8 protein-coding genes are annotated in these 13,336 nt (G+C 46.9%); 2 read left to right on the forward strand and 6 right to left on the reverse strand.

Annotated elements, in window-relative coordinates; all coding sequences use genetic code 11:
- Positions 1 to 43: 43 nt before the first annotated feature.
- From LZZ85_RS05390 to LZZ85_RS05405, 4 genes are all read right to left on the reverse strand, one after another.
- Positions 44 to 1,039 carry a homocysteine S-methyltransferase family protein gene (locus LZZ85_RS05390; RefSeq protein WP_237869352.1) on the reverse strand — a complete coding sequence of 332 codons (996 nt, stop codon included), beginning with the start codon at positions 1,037 to 1,039 and terminating at the stop codon, positions 44 to 46.
- A 370-nt stretch (positions 1,040 to 1,409) separates the two neighbouring features.
- The gene (recR, locus tag LZZ85_RS05395; RefSeq protein WP_237869354.1) at positions 1,410 to 2,147 is read right to left on the reverse strand and encodes a recombination mediator RecR; all 738 of its coding nucleotides are present in this window, start codon (positions 2,145 to 2,147) and stop codon (positions 1,410 to 1,412) included.
- A 33-nt stretch (positions 2,148 to 2,180) separates the two neighbouring features.
- Positions 2,181 to 3,653, reverse strand: a complete 1,473-nt coding sequence (locus tag LZZ85_RS05400; protein WP_237869356.1) for an Ig-like domain-containing domain — start codon at positions 3,651 to 3,653, stop codon at positions 2,181 to 2,183.
- Between the two features lie 76 nt (positions 3,654 to 3,729).
- Positions 3,730 to 6,870: an ATP-dependent helicase gene (locus LZZ85_RS05405; RefSeq protein ID WP_237869358.1), complete on the reverse strand. Its 3,141-nt coding sequence runs from the start codon at positions 6,868 to 6,870 to the stop codon at positions 3,730 to 3,732.
- Positions 6,871 to 7,033: 163 nt separating this feature from the next.
- Between LZZ85_RS05405 and LZZ85_RS05410 the strand changes: the two genes are divergently transcribed.
- A complete protein-coding gene (locus tag LZZ85_RS05410; RefSeq protein WP_237869359.1) occupies positions 7,034 to 7,510 on the forward strand; it encodes an SRPBCC family protein in 477 nt (158 codons plus the stop codon).
- A gap of 93 nt (positions 7,511 to 7,603) precedes the next feature.
- On the opposite strand, the gene LZZ85_RS05415 is transcribed toward LZZ85_RS05410, so the two are convergent.
- Both LZZ85_RS05415 and LZZ85_RS05420 read right to left on the reverse strand, forming a co-directional pair.
- On the reverse strand, positions 7,604 to 8,551 hold the full coding sequence (locus tag LZZ85_RS05415; RefSeq protein WP_237869361.1) for a helix-turn-helix transcriptional regulator: 948 nt from the start codon (positions 8,549 to 8,551) through the stop codon (positions 7,604 to 7,606).
- Positions 8,552 to 8,716: 165 nt separating this feature from the next.
- Positions 8,717 to 10,618, reverse strand: a complete 1,902-nt coding sequence (locus LZZ85_RS05420; RefSeq protein WP_237869363.1) for a beta-N-acetylhexosaminidase — start codon at positions 10,616 to 10,618, stop codon at positions 8,717 to 8,719.
- 330 nt (positions 10,619 to 10,948) lie between these two features.
- On the opposite strand from LZZ85_RS05420, the gene LZZ85_RS05425 reads away from it, so the two are divergent.
- Positions 10,949 to 13,324: an ABC transporter permease gene (locus tag LZZ85_RS05425; protein ID WP_237869365.1), complete on the forward strand. Its 2,376-nt coding sequence runs from the start codon at positions 10,949 to 10,951 to the stop codon at positions 13,322 to 13,324.
- The last annotated feature ends 12 nt before the right edge of the window (positions 13,325 to 13,336 follow it).

Raw genomic sequence — 13,336 nt, forward strand, 5'->3', positions numbered from 1 at the left:
AAAAGTTAAAAGTAAAGAGTAAAAACATCCGGGATATTAATGACTAAAGGGACGTTTCGAGCACGGGTAATTTTCTTGGCTGAATAGTCTTTACATGCTCCGCAATGTGACGGATATGGTCTGGTGTCGTCCCACAGCAACCGCCGACAATATTCACATATCCTTCCTTTGCCCATTCTTCAAGGAAGTGCCCGGTATCTGCGGGATCTTCATCGTATTCACCCATTGCGTTCGGCAAACCGGCATTCGGGTATGCAGAGGTGTAGCAGGAAGCGATCTGAGAAAGCTCTGTTATATGCGGGCGCATTTCCTTTGCACCCAGCGCGCAGTTCAGTCCGATGCTCAACGGTTTTGCGTGGGCAACAGATGTATAAAAAGCCTCCAGCGTCTGACCGCTCAAGGTTCTGCCCGATGCGTCTGTAATGGTTCCGCTGATCATAACCGGCAGGGATGGAGTGTTGGTATCCCTGAAGAATTTCTTGATAGCGAAGATGGCTCCCTTCGCGTTCAGTGTATCGAAGATCGTTTCTACCAACAGGATATCGACTCCGCCATCAACCAGGCCCTTTACCTGTTCGTAATAAGCATCCACTACCTCATCGAAAGTAACAGCACGGAATCCTGGGTTGTTAACGTCTGGGGAGAGCGACAGTGTTTTATTCAACGGGCCGATAGCACCGGCTACCCAGGCCGTTTTGCCGGACTGGCGCACAGCTTCGCGGGCACATTTAGCAGCTTCGACGTTCAGCTCATAAGCCAAACTCTGCATTTCGTAATCCGCCATAGCTATGAAAGTGCTGCTGAATGTATTGGTTTCAATAATATCAGCGCCGGCATCAAGGTATTGTTTATGTATTTCTGTGATGATTTCCGGGCGGGTGATGCAAAGAAGGTCATTATTGCCTTTCAGATCGAGGTGCCAGTCTTTGAACCGTTCTCCGCGATAATCCTCTTCAGTCAGCTTATACCGCTGGATCATTGTTCCCATTGCGCCATCGATAATGAGGATCCTTTTTTCAAGTTCTTGCCGAATATCCATAGTCGTTTCGTTTAATATGAAGCCAGTGCAGGGCACAGCGAATGAATTAAGCTTTTCACTGGCAGATCATTAACTGACTCATAAACGTTGGGAAACTAACTATATGCGGGAGTTTCTTGGCGTTTATTAGTTCAGTTTTTTAGACAGGCCGAACAATAAACAAATCCGCCTGTGGGTGGCAAAGCTACTACAAAGTAATAGTAATATCAAAATGCGTGATCGATGGCCGTTACCATATGTCTTACCCATCAATCGCTCAGAGGAGCATGCGTGTCATCAAGCTGGTTTACAGCCTGCCGCATTTTACTGTATGAGCGCCCCTTCCTGCTTCAGCCGATCGTGCATCGGGCATATGTCATCGGGAGAGACCTCACCTGCTCACGTACTTATCCACCGGCAGCCTGTTCTGCAGGCTTCTTGCCAGTGTCATTTCATCGGCGTATTCCAGCTCACCGCCGAAGGCAATGCCACGGGCGATGGTGGTAATGCGGAGCGGTGTAGCGTTCGCGGAAGGTGCGGTGCCCAGCTTTTTCTGAATGTAGTAAATAGTGGTATCTCCCTGAATAGTAGGGTTTAAGGCAAAAATGAGTTCTGCGGTCTGCTCTTTTTCAATGCGATGTATCAGGGCTTCGATGGTAAGCTGGTCTGGTCCAATGCCATCGAGCGGGGAAATGACGCCACCCAGTACGTGATATACCCCATTAAACTGTTGTGTACTTTCGATCGCGATCACATCACGAATATTTTCTACGATGCAGATCATTTCGGACTTGCGCATGGAATTCGCACAAATGGAGCAGATATCTCCGTCTGCGACATTAAAGCATCGCTGGCAGAATTTGATCTCGCTTCGCATTCTCGACATTACTTCGCTGAAGTGGTGAACATCACCGGGATCCTGTTTCAATAAATGCAATACTAACCGGAGCGCTGTTTTTTTCCCAATACCCGGCAGCTTCGCGAACTCATTAACAGCATTTTCCAATAGAGAAGAAGAGAATTGCATCGTGCAAAGATACTGCTTATGGCTGTTCGATGGTTGATGTTCGATGGTTGAAGGGAATTTCCAAAGGCCCCTCTCTTTGCATTTATTTCGGACAACGGACATCGGACATCGATGGGCCATTCCTACTCACACGGACTATCTTCTTCCGCGCGGAGGTACCCCCGGCCGTCCAGGTACGCCCGCAGCTGGTGCAGGCGGAGCCAGTATGTCTATCTCGGCCTCATTCTCCCAGTTTGGTTTCACAACGATCTTCCGTTCAACTGGTTTTACGAGTTCTGGTTGAAGACGTTGGCCGAAGAATGATCCCGGATCCCATTTACCATTTTTGTTGCGGTCTTCAAGGATCCGAAGCGTATACTCACCGGGCATGAACAGGCTCTGAACGAAATTTACCGAAGTCAGCGGATACGAGCCTTTCAATTCGTTATTGACGAAGAATAGTAGCACGGGGTTTTTGGCGAGGTCGAGGTTTCTGAACCGGAGGGCTAGCTTTCCATAGTCGGCTGTTTTCCGGGAGCTGAATTTAAGCGTATCGCCTTTCAACAATTGCTGCCCGAGTGTATCGGTGGCAAACTCTTTCTCGAAGACCAGGTTGTATTGTGTATTTTCTTTCCAGGGGTAACGAAGTGTCGCGATCTTTTTGGTTGAATCGAGCGACCAGTTAAAACCTGACAAAGGGGAAAAGGTACTATCGCTGGTGAAATGCACTTTCGTTGTATCCAGTTCCCGCAGCGGTGTTTCAAAGACCAGGCTGAAGTCTGTCAGGAGATCCTGCTTTCCTTCCTGAAGTCTGTTAGCCATTTTCAACCGCTTGTCACCTGGTTTGGGCTTGGCATTTCCTGATGAACCTGTTTTGGTAGCCTCCGTTTTGGGTAATGAATAAGCATAAAGTGTGACAGGCGCCTCGTGACGCCCCATAATGATAGCGGAGTCGGCAAAAGCAAACAGTGACTCGGGATTGGTATATGTATAGGAGCCTTCGCTTTTGATCGCATATAAATAGAATACACCGGGAGGCAGGTTCCGGAACCTGAAGCTGCCTGTATTATCCACACGGGTGATATACCTGGGCTTTTGATGGTATACTGCTGAATCATCAGCATTGCGGTGAAGCATTACGGTGAGCGTGGTATCAATGGCACCTGATTCCGCCAGTATTACTTTCCCCGAAAGCTGAAGAGAATCAAAATAGCTGCCTGTAGAAAAAACGTAGGTGTAGTTCTTCATGACATTTCCCTCATTCACATCCTTGATCGAATTGCCGAAATTGATGGAATAGGTTGTATTAGGCTCAAGTGTATCGCGCAGTCTCACAGACATGGTGTTCAGCTTCCGCGTTACATTTGGGGGACTGGACGGCATCGGCGACATGATCAGGTTCTGCTGCGCATTGTCGAGGTCGATATATTCGTCAAATACAAAATCGATCCGGTCCCGGTTGAACTGAGTGGAGGAGTCAACCGGCGTCACTCTTCTGATCACCGGAGGCAATGTATCTTTTGCCCCTCCCTGAGGCGGAACGATATTGGCACACCCGGGCCCCGTGACCGTGCCTGTGATCAGCACGAGTGCGAGGGCGGCGAGAGATAAAAAACTCCTGTAATTCATGCGGGTGCAAACTTACCCCGTTTGGAGGAAGAAAGTTCAAAAGTTTGAAGGTTTAAGAGTTTGATAGGATTCCCCGCTATTCCTCTTCTTCCACCTCGTGCAGTGCCACTGCCAGGCTATTCGTTTTCACAAAATTGCACCAATGGCAGTCTTCGCTTCCGCAACCCGTGTAAAAGTCGTGCTGCTGGATCTTTTGCCAGGTGTCCTCCACCTGCTTTGATACCAATTCTATATCCGTAGGAGTGATCACGAGCTTTTCACGGCGGTAGTTCTTTTTCTTATCCGGCTCGATAAAATCGAACTCTGTGCTGGTCACCTTCCAGTCTTTTTGCTCATAGTTGTCGACAAGGATCTTGTAGAAAACAGCCTGTCGCCAGTAGTCGCCGCCATTTGGATCCTTTTCTGACGGACCCTTTAGTTTTGGCAGGGCTTTATCCGGATCACCGGTCTTATAATCCACGACATTCACTGATTTTCCTTCGAATTCCAGTTTATCGAGCTTCCCTTTCAGCGGAACGCCTCTAACCACCACATTCCGGATATTTCTCTCAATCGCCACCACGCGGTTGAATTGAGTGATGTAGGTGTCATAATAATTCGTCAGCACCAGCTGGCCATATTCCATCCGGCGGTCAAATTGCTCCCGCGTAAAGCTCTCCCGGTGTCGGCGCATATACCATTCAAAGTCGGAGATGAATTCCTGCCGCGAAGGGAACCTGTCCTTATTGTCCTGCATTTTGCGGAATAACTGCTCCAAGGCATGGTGAACGGATGAACCGAATTCCGTTGCTTCATTCTTCGGCGAGGGAATGCGTACAAGGTTTTTAAAGTAAAACTCAAGCGGGCATTTCAGGTAGTTATTCAGTGCGGTAACGTTCATCACGAATTTCTCCAGCATATTGTTGATGAAATCGTGTTCTATTTTTTCAATTTCAGGAGCTTGTTTTATGGTGAAATGGAGGGCTGCGAACTCAGCCAGTACATCTGTGTCAAGGAATACTTTTTCAACGGGCAGTTCGTGTTGTGCCTGTATTTCCGCCAGGAACATGGATGGTTCAAGTTCTTTTCCATCGTTCTTGAATCGGCTGTAGGATAAAAACAAATGCTGCTCAGCTCTTGTCAATGCAACATAGAAAAGCCGGCGAAGTTCTTCGCCCTCGTTGCCGCCCGTTGCTGTAGCCTGGTCGAATATGTTATCCGGCATTTTATATCCTCCACCGGGTTTTCTTTTCTTTTCCCAGGAAGAGGCGTTGCAGTTGGCGAGAAATACGTATTCGAACTCCAGGCCTTTCGAGCCATGCGCGGTCAACAGGTTGACCCCTTTTTCACTTCCGCTTACCTGGACCATGGGTAGCTTGATCTCTTCTTTTTCCATCAGGTCGATCAGTGTCACCAGGTGGTTCAGTGTCATTAACGGGGAACGATGTGTTTCTTCTTTGATAAAATCAAAGAAGCCGGTAAGCACCTGCAGCTGCCAGTGTTTGTCGGGAAGCTGCATGATCGTAGTCAGAACACCCGCTTCGCGGATCACATTCTCAAACAGGATCTGCAATGTTGTGTTGGAGACATCTGCAATAAGCTTTTCCACTACGGCAGATGCTTTTGACAATCCGGAATGCAATGGCGGAGTGAAAAGATCGCGCGCGGGCATCTTGACTTTCTCTGAAAGCAATTGACGGATGGAGGTTCGCGTTCCGGCGGAGCGTTTGTTTGCTACTTCCACGCTAAGCTTTGCTACTTCAATTGGAGGGATCCCGAACCAGTCAAAGTGGAGGATCTCAAAAAGCATTTCATCGCCACCATAAGAAATGTCATGTTCTGATGCAAGATATCGCAATAGCAATACAAGCTTTTGTGCTAAAGGTAATTCGAGGATGTTGAGATGACGTTTACTGTATACCGGTATGTTAAGCAGTTTGAAATACTGAGCGAGATCTTCGCCATACCTGTTTTCTTTATATATGATCGCAATTCTGCCGGGCGCTATGCCCTGCGCGAGTAGTGCCTGCACCTGGCGGGTGATGCCGATCATCTCCTGCTTTTGCGTTTCATATTCTTGTACGAGCGGAGAATGTATCAAGTGGCTGATCTTCGGGTTGCTTGACAAAAGGTCTTTGCTAAGCCCCTCGATCTGTTTTACCAGTCGTTCGTCATTCCGGTTGATCAGCGTTTTGGAAATATCCAGGATCGGCTGTGTCGACCGATAGTTGGCTGTTAGCACAACGGTGCGAAGACTTTCCCGGTAGCTGTTGGCAAAATCAAGCATATTCGCAACGTTGGCTCCCTGGAAGCGATAGATACTCTGATCATCATCACCCACAACGAACACATTTGGCGTATCCCAGTAACTGATCAGCAATTCGACCAGCCGGTTTTGCGTGCCGCTTGTATCCTGGAATTCGTCGACGAGGATATACTGGAAACGTTCCTGGTAGTTAATGAGCAGGTTATTATTTTCTTCAAATGCGCGGATCACCCAGTTGATCATATCATCAAAATCATACCGGTTACGCTTACGCATCAGCTTCTGGAAATTGTCAAATTCGTTGACAGCGGCCAGGAGTTTATCCATGCGCTCTTTTTCTTCATCAAGCTTATCTTTTTTAAGATCACCCGCGTTGAATTCTTTATACTTTCTTTTGTAAATAAATTCATCGCGTGTTGGCAGGTCTGCCAGGTAAGCGTCAATTTTTTGCTGAATGAATTCAGGTGTCCAGCCCTCACGTTTCATTGTGCTGAAAAGAGATTGCAGGTTGTTCACTTCAAAATAAACATCGCCGCGATATCTTTTCAACGGGTGGTTTTTCGGAAAAGCATCGATCAGTTCTTTAAATAGCTGGATCTTTTCCAGGTCGGAAATGGGATCAAGCGCCGTCTTTTCAAACAGGGAAAGGTTCTCCTGGATGACATCGTTGCAGAATGCGTGGAAGGTGTAAATGTTCACCTTATATGCATCGGGCCCGATGAACTGCAACAGGCGTTTGCGCATGGCCACAACGCCGGCGTCAGTATAGGTAAGGCAAAGGATATTTTCCGGCTGCGAATCCGTTTCAAGTAATATTTTCCCGATCCGGCTGGCAAGGATCTGTGTTTTCCCGGTGCCGGGGCCGGCGATAACCATAACAGGTCCTTCTATAGTATCAACCGCTTTGCGTTGCTGCTCATTCAGCTGCGCATAGGCTTTATTGAATTGTTCGTAGAGTGAAGGTTGTGACATGGGGATAAAGGTAGGAGGTTTTAGGGATGGGCGGAAAGGTTTGAGAGCTTTGGAAGTTTAACAGTTGAAAGGTCTGATAGTTCTGGCTTGAACTATTTTAGGCCTTTAAGCGATGCTTTCCGTTCATTCCAAAACTTTGTACGAAGTTTGATGTTTCAGAAGCATGGCAGCACACGTAATCAAAACTGTACAAAAGATCCCGGCTCAGCTGGACGAGCTCTGGGCATTTTTTTCTGATCCGGCAAACCTGATAAAGATCACCCCTCCGTCCATGGACTTCAGGGTCACGTCCGTTCACCATGGAAAAAGTATCTATGCGGGGCAGGTTATCGAGTATAGGGTGAAACCTGTGGCGGGGATCTCTGTTTACTGGATGACGGAGATCACACATGTAAAGCACGGGGAATATTTTGTGGATGAACAGCGCAAGGGGCCGTATTCGCTCTGGCACCATCAGCATCATTTCAAGAAGATTGATGGAGGAGTGGAAATGACGGATATCGTGCATTACCGTATTCCGTTTGGGATGATCGGTAGGTTGGCGGATAAGCTGTTTGTAAAAAAGAAGCTGCAGGGGATCTTTGATTACCGGAAGGAGATCATCGAAAAAACGTTTGGTGAGTGGAAGGATCCGCGGTAGAAATAATGCCAAGATCGAAAGGAACGGAAAAAGTTTTATTTTTTGATGACTGATTTCTTTGCGCTCTTCGCGTAACACTTTACCACCCCTCATTTATTTCAAACTCTCCAGGATCGCTTTGGCGCTTTCCTTTACCTTCTCTTTTAATTTTACCGGCTGTATGATCTCCGCATAATTTCCGAAAGTAAGATACCAGTGCGCAAAGCCGCTGAGTGAAGCGGTCAGAAAGGTCATTTCTATTTTATCTCCTACTTCTTTTTGGGATACAAAGCCGCTGTAATATTTCTGATCTTCCAGGTAAGGCAATGTTTTTTTATCTACTCTGATGATAACCTGCGTCAGGTCCATTTCACGCATCCATTCTTTCATGTAAGCCTTGAGCGTAGGATGCGCTTTGTCAAACAGCTGATCCGTTTCCCTTATATCTTTCATGCGGTCGAGGCGAAAATCACGGTAATCTTTCCGCAGGCGGCAATATGCGATGAGGTGCCAGTATCCGTCGAGGTAAAATACGCCGACCGGCTCTACCATACGGTCTGTTTTTTCCTGGCTGTGCTGGGCGAAGTATTTGATAGAGATCACATTCTTTCCCGCAATGCTCTTTAAAATGGTCTGGATCGGGTTTACCTCGAAGGTAGCATGCCTGTTCCGGCGGCTTCTATACACCTGAATATGTTCATCAAGATTTTCCAGGAAGTCCTTTTCCGTCCCTCTCAATACGGCGCGGATCTTATACATTGCCGATTTATAACTTTCATCCGTGGAAGAATCCGCCAGTTTTTCGATCAGTTTTTCTGCAGTAAGAAAGGCGGTGGCTTCTTCCCTCGTAAACATCACTGGAGGCAAACGATAGCCATCCATGATCGAATAACCCACACCTGCTTCACCAAGTACCGGTATACCGGCTTCTTCGAGTGTTTTCACATCACGGTAAACAGTGCGTAAACTGATATTAAAGCGTTCCGCGATATCCTGTGCCTTTACCACTTTGCGTGATTGAAGCTGGATGAGGATGGCTGTTACCCGGTCAATGCGATTCAAGGGATGAAGTTTTGAGGAACGTAAAAGTAAGCAGTTTATAAGGTTCCCCGTTTAAAAGTTTAAGGGTTTAATAGTTGCTGGAACGGCAATAAAGGAATGACTCCTGAATTGCAACACTACCAACTATTAAACCCTTGAACCCTTAAACTTTTAAACCTGATCACCTCACTTGATCCCTGCCCGCTTTTTGAGTTCCGCTACGGTGATGCTGATCATGCGGCCAACAGGCTTTCCATTCCTGTAGCTGATCACGCGCATCAGGGAAGCGTCCTTTGGAACAGTCAGCGGTTGTTTGTATGATGGATAGAACTCATCCGGGTAAGAGTTGTCGAAACTGTAATGTAATGTCAGTCCTTCGATTTCCGGGATCAATTCTACGGATACATTGGTTGAATCAACTTTCTTTACTTTGAGATCCGGGTCATACATGCTCGGTGCATATTTGATCTTCGCAACATCGAACCGCTTGAATTGAGCTTCGATTTTTGGAACGAGCGCGTTCCAGTTCTTTTTATCCTTCGGGCTCCATAACACTTCCGATAAGGCAAATGCACGTGGCCAGATCATGTATTGAACCTGGCGGATATTGTAAACCTGTTCCGTCCAAAGATTTCCCTGTCCGCCTTTGATCCATTTTGGATCCACACCTTCAGGCAGTGGGTCGAACTGGTATGTCTTTTTTAATCGAAGTGATGCATACACCGGCGGCTCCATGGTTACATCACTTTGCATATAATCAAGATAAACGAATTCGGTAGGTGTCATTACAACTTCATGACCCTGTTTGGCAGCTTCAGCGCCATGCTGCATGTTCCGCCAGCTCATAACAGCAGCATTGGGCGCAAGGCCTCCCTGCAGGATCTCATCCCAGCCGATCATCTTTTTCCCTTTTCCATTTATGATCTTTTCCATGCGCTTGACAAAGTAGCTTTGCACTTCATCCAGGTTCGCCAGTTTTTCTTTTTGCATTAATGCTTTTATGGCATCAGATTTTTCCCAGAAGTTGCGCGCCGTTTCATCGCCGCCCATGTGTATGTATTCAAAAGGAAAGAGCTGCGCGATCTCCGTAAACACTTTATCCATGAATTCATAAACCTTCTCATTTGCCGGACAAAGTGAGTTGTCGACTGTTCCGTAGAAATGACCGCCCGGAGGCCAGATCATGAATTGTTCACCGGAATTGACGACATAGGTGCCCGGAGTGCAGGTGAGTTCGGGATAGGCTGCAATGGCGGCCATGCTATGACCGGGCACATCTATTTCCGGAAGAATATTGATCTGTCTTTCTTTTGCATACTGAACGATCTCCCGGATATCATCCTGGGTATAAAACCCGCCATAGTCGCGCGGTTCATCTGCTGCAGGGACCGAAAATCTTCCGAAGGTTCCGGTTTTATTTACGCGCCAGGCACCAACTTCCGTAAGCTTCGGCAGGCTTTTTATTTCAACGCGCCAGCCCTGGTCGTCGGTAAGATGCCAGTGAAGCACATTGAATTTATAGCGGGACATCTGATCGATGAACTTCTTCACCTCTTCTTTCGGAAAGAAATGGCGGGAAACATCAAGCATTAAACCTCTCCAGCCAAAACGAGGATGATCGCTGATCTTAACGACCGGGATCTCCCATTTTGCAGTGGCCGCTGATGCTGATTCAATTTCTTTCGGGAGTAATTGCAATAATGTCTGAATACCGTAGAAAATGCCGGAAGGATCTTTCGCTTTTAGCGAAACGTTATTTGCCGTTACTTCAAGCTGATACCCCTCTTTCGGAATACTGGCATCCCCGGTAAGCACGAGGGCGATGGTGTTTTTGTTTGACTGGTTCTGTGTCTGCAAACCGGTAGTGATCCTGAATCCTGTTGCCTGTTTCAAACGTGCCGCCAGCATATTCGCGATCGTATCAAGCGAAGGCGGTGCATGCAATACCTTTGTTGACGCATTCAAAACAAAGCTTCCAGAACCCTGCGTCACCGATACGGGTTCGGGAATAAGCGCGAGATCATTTTTCTGGGAGAAAACAAGGTTGCCAAGCGTAGCTGACAGTAAAACAAACAGTATCTTTTTCATATTGAGATTAAGTGATCTAATTTATGTAAATGTAATGTCGTTTAGTGATCAAACCGCCCCGGTTGCCGAGACTTTATGACTGTCAACCGGAGGTCTTCTTTTCTATTAAGAGTTAGCTGTTAAGCCGGGGAAGGCCGCGAGGTATGCATCGGAGGGAATTTGATCGTTTATTGCCAATGAGCTGTTACTGAACACCGGTAGTATCAAAAGCGGACGGTTATATCGTTCGTATAAATAGATTTATGGCTGATAAACAATCGCTTATAGTTCTGGCATTTTCTTCGTAAATGATCCTGCGGAAGAGTGCATCCGATCATTAACTATCAATATATGTTAAAGAATTATTTCAAAACAGCTTGGAGGAATTTGGTTAAGAACAAATTCTATTCAGTTATTACCATAGCCGGGCTTACTGCGGGGCTTTGTGTCGGCATTATGATCTTATTATGGGTACAGGATGAAACGGGTTATGATGCATTCCATTCGAAAGCGGCGAACCTGTATAAGCTGGAGAACCGGGTGGGAACGGGCAGCAGCATTCAGATCTGGCAGAATACCGCGTCTCCCATCGGCAAGCTTGCTGCGGAGGAATTACCGGAAGTGAAAGGCTTTACGCGGGTTTGTTACAATTATTTCTATGATCAGTTTACAACCGGTGACCGGACCATTTATCAAAAGGAAAGTTATTTTGTAGATCCATCGTTTTTCAGTTTGTTCGATTTCGGTCTGATCAAAGGAAATAAGGAAAACCCTTTTCCTGATAATCAATCAGTGGTATTAACTGCATCCGCAGCTAAGAAATACTTTGGCGACAGCGATCCGATCGGGAAGGTGATCACTTCGGAAGACACTACCCGGTTTACTGTCACCGGTGTCATCGCAGACTTTCCACATAACTCTGCTTTCAATTACGAAATGATGTTCCCGCTCTCTCTCTATGCAAGCAAACTGTATGGACCCGGGAAGAAGAACGGGATGACGCTTGATACAGATTTCAGCGATTATAATTACAATACTTTCCTGTTGCTTAGCCCGACAGTTTCGCTGACGGACCTTAGCACGAAGCTTCGCAATATCCATCTCCGGATCCGCCCGGAAGATACCGATGTAGCCTATCTGACATTGCCTGTGGCAAAAATGCATTTGTACAAATCGGATGGAACCGATGCCGGGATGGAAACGGTCAGGATGTTCACGATCATCGCGGTGCTGATACTGGTGATAGCTTGCATCAACTATGTGAATCTTTCAACGGCACGCGCGATGCTCCGTTCGAAAGAAGTCAGTCTTCGCAAGATCATCGGTGCCGGTAAGATGCAGCTGTTTCTTCAGTTTGTACTGGAAACTGTCGTGTTATTCTTCATCGCGTCAGTAGCAGCGATCGCACTGATCCCGCTTTTATTGCCGGTGTTCAACAGTATAGCCGGAAAGCAGCTTCAGTTCGATATAGGAAACATGAATATGTGGATAGTGATCGGCGGATGTGTACTGGCAACGCTGCTGGTGTCAAGCATCTATCCTGCATTATTGTTGTCTTCTTTTGAACCATTGAAAGCATTGAAGGGGAAGGCTGCGTTACGCATCAATGACGTGGTATTCCGAAAGGCATTGGTGATCGTACAGTTCGCGTTTTCAGTGATCCTGATCGCGGGAACATTTGTGATCGGACGGCAGTTAAACTTTATTCGTTCAAAACAACTGGGATATGATAAAGAAAACGTGTTGTCCTTCAGCATGCGATATATGGGCAAGCACTATGATGCTGTGAAAGCAAACCTGTTGAAGCAGCCCGGTGTGGTGGATATAACCAGGTCAAACAATGAACAGATCGTTAGTTATAATGCACAGACGGGCAATAACGATTTTGACGGGAAACAGGTTGGGGAAACCCTGATGATCTATCCCGTACCGGTAGATAAAGATTATATCCCGTTCTTTAAAATTGACATGGCGGCAGGGAAGAACTTCTCTGGCCTTCCGGCGGATTCAATGCATTTTATATTAAATGAAACAGCGGTTCGCAATGCGCGGATCAAGGATCCGATCGGCAAAAGATTCAAGCTCTGGGATGTGGATGGGATAATTACCGGCGTGGTAAAAGATTTTCATTTTGCCTCCATGAGAAAAACGATCGAGCCGGTGATATTTTACTACAGGCCAAGTCAGTTCTACCGGATGCATATCAAAACTACAGGTAAGGACGCTGCAAGTGTTATTGCGGCAGCGGAAGTTGAATGGAAGAAGTATAACCCCCAATATCCATTTGAGTATACGTTCCTGGATGATACATTCAACCAGCTTTACCAAACGGAATCACGAACCGGCACCCTGTTCAATATTTTCGCGGGCATTGCCATTCTTATTTCCTGTTTGGGATTGCTTGGTTTGACCGCTTATACTGCGCAATTGCGGACCCGTGAGATCGGCGTACGGAAAGTACTGGGAGCTTCAGTGTCCGGTATGATCTTACTACTCGCTAAAGATTTTCTCCGCCTGGTATTGGTCGGCATCCTGGTCGCGATCCCTGTCGCGTGGTTTGTAATGAATAAATGGATGCAGGATTTCGCATACAGAACTGATCTGAGCTGGACGGTATTCCTTGTCTCCGGATTGCTGGCGGTATTGATCGCACTCGTGACGGTCAGTTTCCAGTCTGTAAAAGCTGCCCTGGTAAACCCGGTGAAGTCGCTGAAGCAGGCGGATTAGCAGTGTTTACTA

The sequence above is a fragment of the Terrimonas ginsenosidimutans genome, from assembly GCF_022012415.1.
Classification (GTDB): domain Bacteria; phylum Bacteroidota; class Bacteroidia; order Chitinophagales; family Chitinophagaceae; genus Terrimonas_A; species Terrimonas_A ginsenosidimutans.